The organism is Arthrobacter sp. Soil736 (assembly GCF_001428005.1).
Taxonomy (GTDB): domain Bacteria; phylum Actinomycetota; class Actinomycetes; order Actinomycetales; family Micrococcaceae; genus Arthrobacter.
Genome location: NZ_LMSB01000013.1, coordinates 26,617 through 42,278, shown reverse-complemented (window position 1 = coordinate 42,278; position 15,662 = coordinate 26,617). Strand labels below are relative to the sequence as shown.

15 protein-coding genes and 1 riboswitch are annotated in these 15,662 nt (G+C 66.0%); of the genes, 4 read left to right on the top strand and 11 right to left on the bottom strand.

The features are described from left to right. The 5 genes from glyA to ASG92_RS10265 all read right to left on the bottom strand — a co-directional run. The coding region (gene glyA / locus ASG92_RS10285) for a serine hydroxymethyltransferase (RefSeq protein ID WP_277308759.1) at positions 1-894 on the bottom strand (894 nt) is incomplete at its 3' end. Continuing rightward, complete coding sequence (gene gcvH, locus ASG92_RS10280) at positions 891-1,274, bottom strand: glycine cleavage system protein GcvH (protein WP_056627545.1); 384 nt, start codon at positions 1,272-1,274, stop codon at positions 891-893. The genes glyA and gcvH, both read right to left, overlap by 4 nt. A gap of 510 nt (positions 1,275-1,784) precedes the next feature. Continuing rightward, complete coding sequence (gene gcvT / locus ASG92_RS10275; protein ID WP_056627542.1) at positions 1,785-2,933, bottom strand: glycine cleavage system aminomethyltransferase GcvT; 1,149 nt, start codon at positions 2,931-2,933, stop codon at positions 1,785-1,787. Between the two features lie 10 nt (positions 2,934-2,943). Beyond that, positions 2,944-5,817, bottom strand: a complete 2,874-nt coding sequence (gcvP, locus tag ASG92_RS10270; protein WP_056627541.1) for an aminomethyl-transferring glycine dehydrogenase — start codon at positions 5,815-5,817, stop codon at positions 2,944-2,946. Positions 5,818-6,009: 192 nt separating this feature from the next. Beyond that, positions 6,010-6,108: riboswitch (glycine riboswitch) on the bottom strand. 103 nt (positions 6,109-6,211) lie between these two features. After that, positions 6,212-6,751 (bottom strand): TetR/AcrR family transcriptional regulator, encoded by a 540-nt coding sequence (locus tag ASG92_RS10265; RefSeq protein ID WP_056627715.1) that lies wholly within the window; start codon positions 6,749-6,751, stop codon positions 6,212-6,214. Between the two features lie 67 nt (positions 6,752-6,818). Here ASG92_RS10265 and ASG92_RS10260 point away from each other — a divergent pair, with 67 nt between their 5' ends. Beyond that, positions 6,819-8,396 carry an MFS transporter gene (locus ASG92_RS10260; protein ID WP_082579432.1) on the top strand — a complete coding sequence of 526 codons (1,578 nt, stop codon included), beginning with the start codon at positions 6,819-6,821 and terminating at the stop codon, positions 8,394-8,396. A 68-nt stretch (positions 8,397-8,464) separates the two neighbouring features. On the opposite strand, the gene ASG92_RS10255 is transcribed toward ASG92_RS10260, so the two are convergent. From ASG92_RS10255 to ASG92_RS10245, 3 genes are all read right to left on the bottom strand, one after another. Continuing rightward, positions 8,465-8,923 (bottom strand): SRPBCC family protein, encoded by a 459-nt coding sequence (locus ASG92_RS10255; protein ID WP_056627538.1) that lies wholly within the window; start codon positions 8,921-8,923, stop codon positions 8,465-8,467. Further along, on the bottom strand, positions 8,920-9,285 hold the full coding sequence (locus ASG92_RS10250) for a metalloregulator ArsR/SmtB family transcription factor (RefSeq protein WP_056627535.1): 366 nt from the start codon (positions 9,283-9,285) through the stop codon (positions 8,920-8,922). Before ASG92_RS10250 ends, ASG92_RS10255 begins: the two co-directional genes overlap by 4 nt. A 137-nt stretch (positions 9,286-9,422) precedes the next feature. After that, on the bottom strand, positions 9,423-9,902 hold the full coding sequence (locus ASG92_RS10245) for a DNA starvation/stationary phase protection protein (protein ID WP_056627532.1): 480 nt from the start codon (positions 9,900-9,902) through the stop codon (positions 9,423-9,425). Positions 9,903-10,110: 208 nt separating this feature from the next. Here ASG92_RS10245 and ASG92_RS10240 point away from each other — a divergent pair, with 208 nt between their 5' ends. From ASG92_RS10240 to ASG92_RS10230, 3 genes are read left to right on the top strand one after another with little or no spacing between them, the layout of a single operon-like run. After that, positions 10,111-11,160 carry a nitrilase-related carbon-nitrogen hydrolase gene (locus ASG92_RS10240; protein ID WP_056627529.1) on the top strand — a complete coding sequence of 350 codons (1,050 nt, stop codon included), beginning with the start codon at positions 10,111-10,113 and terminating at the stop codon, positions 11,158-11,160. Then, a complete protein-coding gene (locus ASG92_RS10235) occupies positions 11,157-12,182 on the top strand; it encodes an agmatine deiminase family protein (protein ID WP_056627526.1) in 1,026 nt (341 codons plus the stop codon). Before ASG92_RS10240 ends, ASG92_RS10235 begins: the two co-directional genes overlap by 4 nt. Before the next feature lie 29 nt (positions 12,183-12,211). Beyond that, on the top strand, positions 12,212-13,774 hold the full coding sequence (locus tag ASG92_RS10230) for an APC family permease (RefSeq protein WP_056627523.1): 1,563 nt from the start codon (positions 12,212-12,214) through the stop codon (positions 13,772-13,774). Positions 13,775-13,916: 142 nt separating this feature from the next. On the opposite strand, the gene ASG92_RS10225 is transcribed toward ASG92_RS10230, so the two are convergent. The 3 genes from ASG92_RS10225 to ASG92_RS10215 form a co-directional block, all read right to left on the bottom strand. Then, a complete protein-coding gene (locus ASG92_RS10225) occupies positions 13,917-14,465 on the bottom strand; it encodes a hypothetical protein (RefSeq protein ID WP_056627520.1) in 549 nt (182 codons plus the stop codon). 375 nt (positions 14,466-14,840) lie between these two features. Next, complete coding sequence (locus ASG92_RS10220) at positions 14,841-15,143, bottom strand: DUF4193 domain-containing protein (RefSeq protein WP_056627517.1); 303 nt, start codon at positions 15,141-15,143, stop codon at positions 14,841-14,843. Between the two features lie 121 nt (positions 15,144-15,264). Then, positions 15,265-15,489, bottom strand: a complete 225-nt coding sequence (locus ASG92_RS10215; protein WP_240987082.1) for a hypothetical protein — start codon at positions 15,487-15,489, stop codon at positions 15,265-15,267. Between the last annotated feature and the right edge of the window lie 173 nt (positions 15,490-15,662).

Below are 15,662 nucleotides of genomic sequence, written 5' to 3'. Positions count from 1 at the left end.
GAACTCGGCCGAGGCGGCGATCTTGAACGCCACGGCCTTGCCCGCGATCACGTGCTCCAGCGGCCCGCCCTGCTGGCCCGGGAACACCGCCGAGTTGATCTTCTTGGCGATGTCGGCATCGTTGGACAGGATGATCCCGCCGCGCGGACCGGCCAGGGTCTTGTGCGTCGTCGACGTCGTCACGTGCGCGTGCGGCACCGGGGACGGGTGCAGCCCGGCGGCCACGAGCCCGGCGAAGTGCGCCATGTCCACCATCAGGTACGCGCCCACGGAGTCGGCGATCCGGCGGAACTCCGCAAAGTCCAGCTGCCGGGCATAGGCGGACCAGCCGGCCACGATCAGCGCCGGCCGGTGCTCCAGGGCCAGGCGCTCCACCTCGGCCATGTCGATCCGGTGGTCCTCCTCGCGGACCTGGTACGGAACGACGTTGTAGAGCCGGCCGGAGAAGTTGATCCGCATCCCGTGCGTCAGGTGCCCGCCGTGGGCCAGGTTCAGGCCCATGATGGTGTCGCCCGGCTTGATCAGCGCGTGCATCACCGAAGCGTTCGCCTGCGCCCCGGAGTGCGGCTGCACGTTCGCGTATTCCGCGCCGAACAGGGCCTTGACCCGGTCGATCGCCAGCTGCTCGATCACGTCCACGTGCTCGCAGCCGCCGTAGTACCGCTTGCCCGGGTACCCTTCGGCGTACTTGTTCGTCAGCACCGAGCCCTGCGCCTGCATCACCGCAACCGCGGTGTGGTTCTCCGACGCGATCATCTCCAGCCCGCTGCGCTGCCGCGTCAGCTCGTCATCGATCTTCGCCGCGATCTCCGGATCCAGCGCCGACAACTCCGCGTCAAGGGACGGAGACACAACCTGCTCAAACGCGGCCGTTACGGCAGCGACCCCGCTCACAGCTCGCCGCCGTTCTTGGAGGCGTAGTCCTGCGCGGAGAGCAGCGGGCCTTCGGACTCGGCTGCCACCTTGAACAGCCAGCCGGCACCGTACGGATCGCTGTTGATCAGCGCCGGATCCGAAACAACGTCGTCATTGATCTCGACCACCTCGCCCGTCACCGGGGCGTACAGGTCCGAGACGGACTTGGTGGACTCCACCTCGCCGCACGTCTCGCCCGCGGTCACGGCCGAGCCCACCTCGGGCAGGTCCACATACACGATGTCGCCGAGGGCGTCCGTGGCCACGGCCGAGATGCCGATGGACACAACATTCCCGGCCTCGCGCGCAACCCACTCGTGCTCGTCGGAGTACTGCAGTTCAGGGGCAACTTTTGCCATGTTTTTTCCTTACGTTTGAAATCTTGGTGCTAAATCAGTTGTGGCTGGGTCAAGCGGCGACCGCGGTGGGGTTGGGTGGCGGAGAGGCAATTCCTCCGCGTGCGAAGGCGCCCGCTGAGCGGACGCGACGCTCCCTTAGACAGACGCACGCTTCCGGAATCCCCTCACCCGCCGACCGCCGGTTTCAGTCTTGGGGGCCAACAGTTTTCCGAGAAACCAACGGTTCCCCGGAAGAAACTGTGGCTTTGGGTTATGCGTGGAGCCGAGCCCCGGTAAGCGCTTCACCCCCCAGCACCTTTGGCTTTCGAAGGCGGCAAAGCCGGAGCGGTCTTGCCTTTCCGTTTGTCCGAAGGTGAGCTGCGGCCCCCCTTCGGGGCTGGCATCCGGAAGCGTGCGTCTAAGGGAGCGTCACGTCCGCCCAGCGGGCGTCCACGCGACCGAGCACGCGGAGGATGTCAGCCCCGACGGGGCCAAGTGCCGATTCGACAGCCTCAACCAGCGGAGTCGGGGCTACTTGGCGCGCTTGTAGAAAGGCAGTGCGACCACTTCGAACGGCTCCGCCTTGCCGCGGAGGTCGATGTCCAGGGCAGTGCCGGGCTCGGTGAACTCGACGTCGACGTACGCCATGGCGACCGGGTAGCCGAGCGTGGGGCTGGGCTGTCCGGAGGTCACTTCGCCAACAACGTTGCCGTCCTTGAGCACCGGGTAGTGCCCGCGGCCTGCGCGGCGGCCGCGGCCCTTGAGGCCGACGAGCCTGCGGCCCGACGTGGCGCCGGCCCCTGCTTCCTTCTTGGCGGCCAGGGCCGCCTTGCCCACGAAGTCGCCTTCCTTGGAGAGCGCGACGACGGGACCGAGGCCGGCGGCGAACGGGTCACCTACGAGCGACAGCTCGTTGCCGTAGAGCGGCATGCCGGCTTCGAGGCGCAGCGAATCGCGCGAGGCGAGGCCGGCGGGCGTCAGCTCCCCTTCATCCGCAATGGCGACGATAGCCTGCCAGAGGGCGGCGGCGCCGTCGTTGTTCACGAAGATCTCGAAGCCGTCCTCGCCGGTGTAGCCGGTCCGGGCGAGCAGCAGTTCCTGGCCGGCGCCAGCCACCAGGAACGGGACCTCCACGGCGGCGTAGTACTTCAGGCCCGTGACGAGCTCGTGCTGGGCCGCGGGAACGAGCCGGAGGAGGATCTCCTCGGCCTTCGGTCCTTGCACGGCGATAAGCGAGGTGCCGGCGGATACGTCGTCGACGACAACTTCGAAGCCGGTCGAACGCTGGGCAAGAGCCGCGGCCACCACTTTGGCGTTACCTGCGTTCGGCACCACCAGGAACCGGTCGTGGCCCTCGGCGTCTGCCGGCCGGCGGTACACGATGAGGTCGTCAATGATGCCGCCGTCCTCGTTGCAGATCAGCGAGTACTTGGCCTTGCCGACGGCCATCGCCGAAATCTTGCCCACCAGGGCATAGTCCAGGAATGTTGCCGCATCGGGGCCGGTCACCCAGACTTCGCCCATGTGGGAGAGGTCGAAGATGCCGGCAGCCTTGCGGACCGCGTGGTGTTCGGCCAGTTCGGAGCTGTACTTGAGCGGCATCTGCCAGCCGCCGAAGTCGGTGAAGGACGCACCCAGCTTCTTGTGCTCTTCGTAAAGGGCTGTGTAGTTCTCAGACATGGTGCGGGCCTCAGCTTTCGAAGGCTTCGATGGGCGGGCAGGAGCAGATCAGGTTCCGGTCACCGGCGGCGCCGTCGATCCGTCCCACGGGCGGGAAGTACTTGTCCTGCTTCAGGGAATGGACGGGGAAGACTGCCTGCTCCCGCGGGTATTCGCGGGCCCAGTCCGAGCTGATGACGGCGGCGGCGGTGTGCGGTGCGTTGCGCAGCGGGCTGTTTTCAACGGTGAAGTCACCGTTTGCCACCTGGTCGATTTCGGCCCGGATGGAAATCATGGCCTTGATGAACCGGTCGATTTCGCCCAGGTCCTCGGACTCGGTGGGTTCAACCATCAAAGTGCCGGCAACCGGGAACGCCAGGGTGGGCGCGTGGAAGCCGTAGTCGATGAGGCGCTTGGCCACATCTTCGGCCGTGACGCCGGTCTTGGCCGTGAGTGCGCGCAGGTCGAGGATGCACTCGTGCGCCACAAGTCCGCCCTCGCCCGTGTACAGGACCGGGAAGAAGTCGTTCAGGCTGGCCGCGACGTAGTTGGCGGCGAGCAGCGCCGACTTGGTGGCCTCGGTCAGGCCGCTGCCGCCCATGAGCTTCACGTAGGCCCACGAGATCGGCAGGACACCGGCGGAGCCGTAGCGCGAAGCGGAGATCGGCACGTCGTTGCCCTCGGTCCACGTTGCCGCGTTGCCCGGCATGAACGGCGCCAGATGGGCCTTGGCCGCGACGGGGCCCACGCCCGGGCCGCCGCCGCCGTGCGGGATACAGAAGGTCTTGTGCAGGTTCAGGTGGGAGACGTCGCCGCCGAACTTGCCGGGCTGGGCCAGTCCGACGAGGGCGTTGAGGTTGGCGCCGTCGATGTAGACCTGGCCGCCGGCGGCGTGGATGGCGTCGCAGACCTCGCGCACGTCGGCGTCGTACACCCCGTGGGTAGACGGGTAGGTGATCATGATGGCGGACAGGGCGTCCTTGTGCAGCTCGATCTTGGCGTTCAGGTCGGTGTGGTCGATGGTGCCGTCGGCGGCGGTGGCCACCACCACGACCTTCATGCCGGCCAGGACGGCCGAGGCCGCGTTGGTGCCGTGGGCCGAGGCCGGGATGAGGCAGACGTTGCGCTGGGCGTCACCGCGGGAGAGGTGGTAGCCGCGGATGGCCAGCAGGCCCGCGAGCTCGCCCTGGGACCCGGCGTTCGGCTGGATGGAGACCTGGTCATAGCCGGTGATCTCGGTCAGCTGTGCCTCGAGGTCGGCGATCAGTTCCCGCCAGCCCTCGGTCTGGGAATCAGGCGCGAACGGGTGGATCGAGGCGAACTCGGGCCAGGAAATGGCCTCCATCTCGGCCGTGGCGTTCAGCTTCATGGTGCAGGAACCCAGAGGGATCATGGTGCGGTCCAGCGCGAGGTCGCGGTCGGAGAGCCGGCGCATGTAGCGCAGCAGCTGGGTTTCGGAGCGGTGGGTGTTGAACACCGGGTGCTGCAGATATCCGGAAGAGCGTTCGACGGCGGTGTCCAGGGAGAAGGCGTCCGTCGCGTCAACAACCTTGGCACCGAAGGCGCCGAGGACGTCCTCGACGATAGCCGCCGTCGTCGTTTCATCGGTGGAGATGCCCACGGTGTCGGCGTCGATGCTGCGGAGGTTGATCCCCCGGGCCTCGGCCGCGGCGATGATGCCTGCAGCCTTGCCCGGGACGGACACGGTCACGGTGTCGAAGAAGCTGGTGTGCAGGACGTCCAGCCCGGCAGCCTTCAGCGAGGCGGCAATGGTCTTGGCGTGGCCGTGGGCGGTTTCGGCAATCGCCTTCAGGCCTTCGGGTCCGTGGTAGACGGCATACATGGATGCGACGATGGCCAGCAGCGCCTGGGCGGTGCAGATGTTGGACGTCGCCTTTTCACGGCGGATGTGCTGCTCGCGGGTCTGCAGCGCGAGGCGGTACGCAGGTACGCCGGCCGAGTCCTTGGAGACGCCAACGAGGCGGCCCGGCATGGACCGCTCAAGGCCCTTTTGGACGGCCATGTAGGCAGCGTGGGGGCCGCCGTAGAAGAGCGGAACGCCTAGGCGCTGCGCCGAGCCGACGGCGATGTCCGCGCCCTGTTCGCCCGGGGGCGTGATGAGGGTCAGCGACAGGAGGTCTGCGGCCACGGTCACGAGCGCACCGCGTTCCTTGGCGGCGGCGATGACCTCCGAGTGGTCGAAGACGCGCCCGGAGACGCCCGGCTGCTGCAGGACCACACCGTTGATGACGCCGTCGGGCAGTCCCTTGGACAGGTCCGCAACCTCGACCTCGAAGCCGAGCGCTTCGGCGCGGCCCTTGACGATTGCGATGGTCTGGGGCAGGCAGTCGGCATCCAGGACGGTCTTGCCGTCGTGGGCTTCCTTGTTCTTGTTGGCGCGGCGCATCATCAGCACGGCCTCGGCCACGGCGGTCGCTTCGTCCAGCAGCGACGCGTTGGCGATGGGCAGGCCCACGAGGTCCTGGACCATGGTCTGGAAGTTCAGCAGCGCCTCGAGCCGGCCCTGGGAGATCTCCGGCTGGTAGGGGGTGTAGGCCGTGTACCAGGCCGGAGCCTCGAGGATGTTGCGGCGGATCACCGGCGGGGTCACGGTGTCGTAGTAGCCCTGGCCGATCATCTGCACGGCCGTCTTGTTCTTGGCGGCGATCTTGCGCAGCTCGGCGAGCGTTTCGACTTCGCTCAATGCCGGGGCGAGCTGGAGCGGCGAATCCTGCCGGATGTCTTTGGGTACTGCCGTGTCAACCAGCGCATCAACAGTGTCGTAGCCGACAGCCTTGAGCATGGCGTCGACGTCGGCTGCACGGCGGGTGCCGATGTGCCGGTCAACGAAGGACGTGGAGGCTGGGGTGGCGGAGGCCGGGTAGACAGTCAAAAGGAACTCCATAAACTAAGGCGACGCAGGGTACGCCACATTGATTCGGGTTCCTCCCCGCTCTGTATTGGACCTGAGAGTTTCCGCGCAGCCGTGCTTTCGCACAGCCCCGCTTGCACCGTCGGTGAGCACAGCATGCCCTGAACACGTTCCAGGTAGTTACGGAACGTTCCAGATGGGCAGCCTGCTGCTTTCCAGAGTTGCCTTGCCGCGGCGGTACATGGGCCTGTGAGATTCCTGGGGAGGCTTTGCTCCTACGGCGCCTGCTTGTACCTACTTGCAGAACTCTCCCGCCGCAGATCAAAGGCATATTCAATTAGCGATGACAACAGTCACAGGGGCTATTCTCCTACGTCCGGAAGGCCTCCGCAAACTGTCTCGAAGGGGCCCGGCGGCGTGGTGGGCGCTAGCCGCGGAGCCGTTCCAGCGCGGCGAGCAGGCTCTCGACGTCGGCAGCCCTCTCCGCGGGAGTGGCCGCCGGCCCGATCGACAGCATGGCATTGAAATACAGACCGTCCCCCATGTAGAGCACCGCCTTCGCAAGGCCGGGGCCCACGTCTTTGGCGATCTCGTCGAGCCACCGCTGCTGGATGTGGGCGAAACGGCGCCGGGTCTCCTCATGGGCCACTTCGGCGAGGCGGGTGGCTGCCACGATGACGCGGTCCAGCGGGGTGTCCGCCCACACCGACGATTTGATGAAGTAGGCCGCGGCACCTTCCGGCGCCTTGGCCATGGCCCGCGTATCCGCCTCCGTGTACTCGTCCAGCCGGTCCAGCAGGACGCCGATCAGGGCCTCTTTGTTCGGGAAGTGATACAGCAGCCCGCCCTTGGACACGCCCGCGCGGCCGGCGACGGCGTCCAGGGTGGCAGCACGCTCGCCCACCTCAATGAGGAGCGATTCAAAGGCATCGAGGACGGCGCCGCGGGCGACTGGTTTTCTGGCCATGGCTCCCATCATGCCTGTTCCTGCAGGCGACTTTATAACTATACCGTCCAGACGGTATAGTTATGTGATGACCACCGTCCCATTCCTTCATCAGCACAGCCAGAACACCTCCGGCGACACCAGGCACCCAACCCCCGCCAACGGCGGCGTGCGCGACTGGACGGCCCTTGGACTGCTCATGTTCCCGGTCCTCCTCGTGGCCGTGGACAACACCGCACTAACCTTTGCCCTGCCGGCCATCGCCCGCAGCCTGGACCCGTCGGGAGTGCAGCTGCTGTGGATCGTGGACTCCTATGCCCTGGTGCTGGCAGGCCTGCTGGTGGCCATGGGCAGCCTGGGCGACAGAATCGGTCGCCGCCGGCTGCTTCTCATCGGCACCACGGGCTTTGCCGCGGTTTCGGCCGCCACCGCGTTCGCTCCGAGCGCCGAATGGCTGATCGCCGGGCGCGCCGCGCTGGGCCTGTTCGGCGCGATGCTCATGCCGTCCACGCTGTCCCTGATCCGCAACATTTTTCCGGATCCGGGCAGGCGACGGCTGGCCGTGGCGGTGTGGGCCGCCGGCTTCTCCGGCGGCGCTGCCCTCGGCCCGATTTTCGGCGGCTGGCTCGTGGAACAGTTCTGGTGGGGCGCGGTGCTGCTCGTGGCGGTGCCCATCATGCTGCCGCTGCTTGTCTTCGGCCCCTCCTTCATTCCGGAGTCCAGGGATCCCAGCCCCGGCCGCGTGGACCTGCCCAGCATCTTCCTGTCGCTGCTGACCATGGTGCCGGTGGTCTACGGCATCAAGGAACTGGCCACCGAGGGCCCGGGCGTGCAGCCGCTGGCCGTCATCGCGCTCGGCGCTGCCATGGGGTTCCTTTTCGTCCGGCGCCAGCAGCGGCTGGAATCGCCCCTCCTGGACATGTCCCTGTTCAGGAACCGGGTGTTCAGCACGGCCATCACGGCAAACGTGCTGGCACTGTTCTCCTTCAACGGCTTCATCCTGTTCCTCGCGCAGCACCTGCAGCTGCTCGACGGGATGTCACCGTCAGCGTCGGGGACCGCGATGCTCCCGGCCCTGACCGCCACGGTAATGGCGGGCCTTCTCGTGGTGCCGCTGGTGCGGAAGGTCCGGCCGGGGTTCGTCGTGGCCGGCGGCCTGTCGCTGAGCGCGACGGGCTACAGCGTCGTGGCGTTTGGCGATCATTCGGCCGGACCGGCCCTGCTGCTGGGAGCCCTGCTCATCCTGGCCCTGGGTGTGGGAGCCGCCGAAACCATCTCGAATGACCTGATCCTGGGCGCCGTCCCGCCGGAGAAGTCCGGCGCGGCCGCGGCGATTTCCGAGACCGGCTATGAAGTGGGATCCCTCCTGGGGACGGCGGTTCTGGGATCTATTCTGACCGCGTCCTACCAGCGGCACCTGGTGCTGCCCGACGCCGTTGCCCAAACATCCCCGGGCGATTCCGCGGAGCGGGCCCGGGAAACGCTCGCCGGCGCAATGGAGCTGGCGGGAACGCTGCCCGCGCCGCTTTCGGAGGCCCTCGCGGCGGCGGCCCGCGCGGCGTTCGACTCCGGCGTCCACATCACGGCGGCCATCGCGCTGGTGCTGATGGCGGGAGCGGCGGCCCTCGCCGCCGTCGTGCTGCGGGGAGTGCCGAAGGCCAAGTAAGCGCGCACTGCCCGACGGCGGTCCGTCACCGCGGCTGCGGTGGCGGACCGACGCAGCGGGCCGGGTTCTCAGTCGCCTTCAACGAAGGCCTGCAGGGCGTCGAGCAGCCCCTCGGTCCCCTCCTTGCGTCCGGCCACCTGATCTTCCTCGGTGAAGTAGGCGCCCTGTTCCGTCAGCGTCAGCAGGGTTCCGTCGCCGTCGGCCTGGAGCTCCACCGTGCTGAGCGAAACAGACGTGCGCTTGCCGTCCAGCAGCATCTCGTAGGTGTAGACAATCCGTTCGTTCTCAACGATGTCGTAGTAGCTGGCGTGCATCGTGGAAACGAAGCCGCCCTCAGGACCTCCGACGTCCGTTTCGCTGCCGCCCTCCCGGAAGTCAAGGCCTGATTCGCCCTGGCTCCATTCCGGTGGCCCGGCAAACCACTTCTTCTTGCTGGCAGGGTCCGAGAACGCTTCAAAAACGCGCGACGGCGGCGCGTTGAGTTTGCGTGACAACGTGAAGCTGGCATGCGTGATGGGGGTGCTCATGACGTACTCCTGGTTGTTGTGGGTGGATCATCTGAATCAAGGAACGACTCCAGCCGGTCGAGCCGGCGCTCAGCGGCGGTCCGGCGGGCACTGAGCCAGCCTTCCGCGAGGCGGACGGTGGCCGGGACGATGCTGCAGCTGCGCACCCTGCCGATCTTTTCGGTGCGCACCAGGCCGCTGCCTTCCAGGACCTGAAGGTGCTGCACAATTCCGGGCAGGCTCATGGCAAAGGGCCTGGCCAGCTCCGAGACCGACGCCGGGCCCTCGCACAAGCGGATCAGGATCGCCCTCCGCGTGGGGTCGGCGAGCGCCTGGAACACGGCGTCGAGCTCCGCGTCTGCCGGTGATGAATTGTTAAGCACATGCTTAAGTATTCCCCGAAGGAGCGAGATGTCAAGGGATTAAGTGGACATGCGGACGGCCCCGGAGATACTCCGGGGCCGTCCGCATGTCGGCCAGCAGCGCCTGCCCGCCGCTGACGGCTGCTTGCTGCTGCCTGCTACTTGCCGTCAGGCCGCGTGACGCTCGCCGAAGCCTTCATGTTCTCGGCGCCAACCATCCAGGCGTACTGCTCGAGCTTCTCGATGAAGGCGTGGAGCAGGTCTGCCGTGGTGGGGTCCTCCTCGTCCACCTCGTCATGAACCTTGCGCATGGTGCCGACGGCCGCTTCAAGCGCGGCCACGATCCGGTCGATCGCATCCTTGGTATTGATGAGCCCCTGGGGGAACTGGGCAAGACTCGTGGACTTTGCCACAGTCTCGCTCCTGCCGTCAGGGAGGGCATGCAGCGCCCGCATGCGCTCCGCCATGTCGTCCGCGAACGCCCTCGCGGCGTCGACGATCTCGTCCAGCTGGAGGTGGAGGTCCCTGAAGTTGGTTCCCACGATGTTCCAGTGGGCCTGCTTGCCCTGAAGGTGCAGCTCGATCAGATCGGCCAGCACGGCCTGCATGTTGTTGGTCAGTGTCGGTGAAGCTTTCATGAATCCTCCTCGATTGGTCCAGTGGTTTCGACGCTACCGCAGGGGCCCCGCGGGCGGGGAGGACGCGTTGCAAATTTCACGATCAGCTTACTTACTATCCAGTCATAAATGAACGGTATTCACATAACCCTTGCCAGACGCATCCTCACTGTGCATACTAAATGAACGTCATTCATTTAGTGACGGTCGTCTCACTGGAGTAGTCATCATGATTGAAATCACCCGCCTCGATTCGCCCGCCTCGCCCGCACGGACAACGCCGTCCACGCGCCCCGCCCTGCGGGTAGGCGTTGTGCAGCACCGCTGGCACAGCAGCGCCGCTGCCCTTCGCGCCGAACTCAACGACGGCATCGACCGCGCGGCCCGGCTCGGCGCCACCGTGGTCTTCCTGCCTGAGCTCACCCTGTCCCGCTATCCGGCGGACCAGGTTCCGGACAATGACCTGGGCAGGTCCGGACAAACCCGGCCGCGTCCCTCGGACAATGCCGAAGACCTGCTCACCGGCCCCACCTTCCGCTTCGCCGCCGAAGCTGCCCGCCGGAACAACATCAGCGTCCATGCCTCGCTCTACCAGCGGGCCGAGAACCCGGACGGCACGGACGACGGCCTGGGCCTGAACACGTCCATTCTGGTCTCCCCGGGCGGCGAGCTCCTGGCCCGGACGCACAAACTCCACATCCCCGTGACTGCCGGCTACTACGAGGACAGGTTCTTCCGTCAGGGCCCGGCTGACGGGGACGCCTACGAAGTCCACTCCCCCGTCGAACTCGGCGGCGCGCGGCTCGGGATGCCCACCTGCTGGGACGAATGGTTCCCGGAGCTCGCCAGGATGTACTCGCTGGGCGGTGCCGAACTGCTCGTATATCCGACGGCGATCGGTTCCGAGCCGCTCTTCCCGGACTTCGATACGCAGCCCCTGTGGCAGCAGGTCATCGTGGGCAACGGCATCGCAAACGGGCTGTTCATGGTGGTCCCCAACCGCTGGGGCCACGAGGGGGGCCTGAACTTCTACGGTTCCTCCTTCATCTCCGATCCCTACGGCCGGATTTTGGTGCAGGCGCCGCGCGACGAATCGGCAGTGCTTGTCGCGGACCTTGACTTGGACCAGCGGCGTGACTGGCTCACCTTGTTCCCCTTCCTGACCACCCGGCGTCCCGACACCTACGCCCGGCTCACCGAACCGGTCCGCCGCGATGCGCCGTTCGGGATTTCGACAAGCCCAACCACCGGCTACGTACCCGCGGAGGTGACCGCATGAGCAACTGGCGCATGCCCGCCGAGACGGCACGCCAGGAGCGGCTCTGGATGGCGTTCCCCGCCGCCGGCTACACACTGGGCGACACAGCGGAAGAGGCCCACGCGGCGCGTTCGGTCTGGGCCGCAGTTGCCAATGCCGCCGTCGAATTTGAGCCGGTCACCGTGGTGGTTGACCCGGCCGACGTCGGGACCGCCGCCCGCTACCTGGATCCGGCCGTTGAGGTGCTCACCGCCGAACTGAACGACGCCTGGATGCGCGATATTGGCCCCACTTTTGTGCTGGACGGCGGCGGCCGGCTCGGCGCCGTGGACTGGGTCTTCAACGGCTGGGGCGCGCAGGACTGGGCCAGGTGGGACAAGGACTCGCTCATCGCCGCCGAGGTCGCCGGCAGGTCCGGCGCCCACCACCTCGTATCCGGGCTGGTCAACGAAGGTGGCGGGATCCAGGTGGACGGGGAGGGAACCGTGCTGGTCACCGAAACCGTGCAGCTGGATCCGGGCCGCAACCCCGGCCTCAGCAAGGCCGAGATCGAAGCCGAGCTGGCCCGGACCATCGGCGCCACGCACGTGATCTGGGTTCCCCGCGGCCTTACGCGCGATTCCGAACGGTTCGGCACGCGGGGCCACGTGGACATTGTCGCCACCATACCGTCACCGGGCACCCTGCTGGTCCATTCGCAGCAGAATCCGGCACATCCCGACTTCGACGTCAGCCGCGAAATCATCAGTTTCCTGTCCTCCACGAAAGACGCCGCCGGGCGGGAGTGGGACATCATCGAAGTTCCGGCCCCGGAAACGCTCACGGATCCGGAAGGTTTCGTGGACTACAGCTACATCAACCATGTGGCGGTCAACGGCGGCGTCATCGCCTGCACCTTCTCGGACCCCAATGACGAGAAGGCGCTGCGCATCCTTGCAGACGCCTACCCAGGCCGCCGGATCGTGGGCATCGACGCCCGCGAACTCTTCGCCAGGGGCGGCGGCATCCACTGCATCACCCAGCAGCAGCCTGCTGCCTCCTAGAACCTGTTCACTCCCAGAAAGGGCCGGACATGACTCAAACCATCCGCCAAAGCTCAACGCCTGGTGCACCCGTTACGGCCGATGATGCCCCGCACGGCATTACCGGCAAGGGCCTCAAGGGCGGGCAGCTGGGCCTCCTCGCCGTCGTCGTGCTTGGCATCTCCTCGGTCGCGCCAGCCTACAGTCTGACCAGTTCGCTCGGGCCTGCCGTGAGCGCCGTGGGCGTGCAGCTGCCGGCGATCTTCATCATCGCGTTCATCCCCATGATCCTCGTGGCGTTCGCCTACCGCGAGCTCAACGCCGATTCCCCGGACAGCGGCACCACGTTCACGTGGGCCACCAAGGCTTTCGGCCCGTTCGTGGGCTGGATGGGCGGCTGGGGGCTTCTCGCCGCGAACATCATCGTCCTGTCCAACCTGGCGGGCGTCGCAGTGGACTTCTTCTACCTCTTCCTGGCCCAGGTGTTCGGCAATCCCGAGCTCGCGGACCTGACCTCCAACAAGGCGCTGAACATCGCTACCTGCCTGGTGTTCGTTGCGCTGGCCGTCTGGATCAGCTACCGCGGCCTGCACGCCACCAAGCTCGTGCAGTACAGCATGGTCGGGTTCCAGGTTGTCGTCCTAGCGGTCTTCATCGTCATGGCCGTCACCCACGCCACCTCCGGTGATTCCCCCACCGCCATCAGCTTCAGCTGGGACTGGTTCAACCCCGCGAAGATCGAAAGTTTTGAACAGTTCACTGCCGGCATGTCCCTGGCGGTCTTCGTCTACTGGGGCTGGGACGTCTGCCTGACCGTGAACGAGGAAACCAAGGGCGGTAAGGGAACTGCCGGCAAGGCTGGCACGACGACGGCGATCGCCGTTCTCGGCCTGTACATCGCGGTGATCTTGGCAACCATGATGGTGGCCGGCGTCGGTGCCGACAGCATCGGGCTGAACAATCCGGACAACCAGCAGAACGTCTTTGCTGCGCTGGCCTCTCCGGTAATGGGCCCGCTGGCCATCCTGATGTCCCTGGCTGTGCTGTCCGGCACCGCATCATCGCTGCAGTCCACCATGGCATCCCCGGCCCGCAGCATGCTGGCCATGGGCCACTACGGCGCCCTGCCGGCGCGCTTTGCCACGGTCAGCAAGCGGTTCGGATCGCCCGGCTATGCCACGCTCATGGCCGGTCTGATCTCCGGCGGGTTCTACGCAATCATGAAGGTGGTCAGCGAAAACGTCCTCAACGACACCATCATGGCTTTGGGCCTGATGATCTGCTTCTACTACGCCCTGACGGCGTTCGCCTGCACTTGGTACTTCCGGCACAGCTTGTTCTCCAGCGTCCGCAACTTCCTGATGCGCCTGCTGTTCCCGGTCCTGGGCGGCCTGGTGCTCACCGTGGTGTTCTTCCAGACGGCGGTTGACAGTTGGGCTCCCGACTTCGGCAGCGGTTCCGAGATCTTCGGTGTGGGGCTGGTGTTCATCCTGGGCATCGGTATTCTGGCCGCGGGTGTGGTGGTGATGCTGGTCGCAGCCCGGAGGCACCCCGGGTTCTTCCGCGGCGAAACCATCCGCAAGGACACCCCGGCGCTTGTGGTTCCGGAATAGCAGCAGATTCAGAAAAGCAGCACAGCTCAGAGAAAGCAGCACAGCGATGCCCCGCTTCCCGGTTTCCCGGGGGCGGGGCATTCGCTGTGCTAGTCAGTGCGTCGCCGGTCCAGGGACGCCGTTGGCTCGCGACGCCGGGATGTCACCAGTAGTGGGCAACGTCGATGACCAGGCGGGAGCCTGAGCCCGGTCCGTCCAGGGTGAATACCTGGAACGGAAGCCGCGCGCGGACACCGAGACCCAGGCTGGTGTAGCCCTCAAAGCTTCCTGCCCAGGCAACCTGTCGGAAGGTCTGGTAACCGGAAACGTTGGTCACCTCGGACCTGTTGGCCGGAATGAAGGTGGCCTTGCCGGTTTCATTGTCATAGGCGGGTGAGTTGGCGGTGATCTGCAGGAACGCGCCGCCCCTCATTTTGATGGGCAGGCCGGAGCCGTCCTGGACCACCTTGGAGACGTAGCGGACGTTGTAGCCCTGGGCCTTTCCCTTGAGATCGATTACCAGCCGGTCGAAGCAATAGTGCTGCCCCGTCCTTACATTGGATACGGATGCGGTGCTCATGGTCTGGTTGGACTCCTCCAACGAGCCCCAGACCAGTCCACAGTAAGAGGCTGCGGAGGCGGCCCCCGGAGCCAGAAGGCCTAGTCCGACAGCCATAAGGATAGCTGTCAGCCAAGCGTGAATTTTTTTCATTTTTGGCCACCCCCTCGAGTGATTGGATAGCTCAAGCGTAGGAGCGCAGAACCCCCCAAACGAGGGGTGTATCCGGTTCGGAGCGCAACCGTTAATCTCGCCCTACGCCGATCACAGGACCGTGATTCCCGGGGCTTTCTTAGTGGCATCGAGAGGCGTTTGTGGCCGTTCCTCCATTTGGCCGTTATCGCTCATAACGGAGGTTATCCTCCGGGACCGCACTGTACTTGCGGACAGCGCCTCCAACCGGGAATGCAACGGCCATGGTGAACAAGAAAAGGGCACAAAAAAGCGAGGCGCCAGCTACCCCTGAGGGGGCCGCCGGCGTCTCGCGTAGCTTGCTGTAAGGAAGGGCGAGCGCCTGGGGGGGCAGTATCAGCCTTCGCAGTCGCGGCAGTACTTCATGCCGTTCTTTTCGCGGGCCACCTGGGAGCGGTGACGGACCAGGAAGCAGGAGGAGCAGGTGAATTCATCGGACTGCTCGGGAACAACAATGACCGTCAGTTCCTCGCCGGAAAGATCAGCGCCCGGAAGGTCGATGCCCTCGGCGGTGTCGTTCTCATCGACGTCGATAACTGCGGTCTGGGCGCCGCCGCCACGAGACGCCTGCAGGGCCTCCAGGGATTCGGAGGGAGACTCTTCTTCTGTCTTGCGTGGGGCGTCGTAATCGGTAGCCATAGCGTTGTTCACTTTCGTTGCTGCGCAGCGCCATTTCAGGCACCTCAGTGAAGCAGTTTAGGTCATTAAGCAGGAGGTTGAAGAATAGTGTGCGCAACGCGACATTGCCAGCGTGTCAGGGCTATTCCGCTCCCCCGCCGGCGGCGGCGTCATGGGCCTTTCGCGCGTGGTCTCCCGCGACCGCAATCCCGCTCAGGGCAGGCAGCCAGGCCCAGCGCGTGACCTCCGAAAGGGCGTCCGCGGCCTGCTCCTCGGTGGCCGGAAGACGGGCGAGGAACAATGCGTCCGCGACGGTGCCGCGCAGCCTCTCCAGCAGGGCTCTGGCCGGGGTCAATGTCGTGGTCATGGAGCAAAGTTAGGCGCCCCGTGTTGTGGCCACGTTTCGGCGGCGTCTCCGCCGAGTAAATCTCTGGCGGGGCTGGCGGGCAGCTTCCCGTTCGGCGACTTCAAGAAAGTCCACCGCTGCGCCGTCATTTCGCTGGAGAGCCGGGCCGCGCAGCACGATCACGAGGACATCCG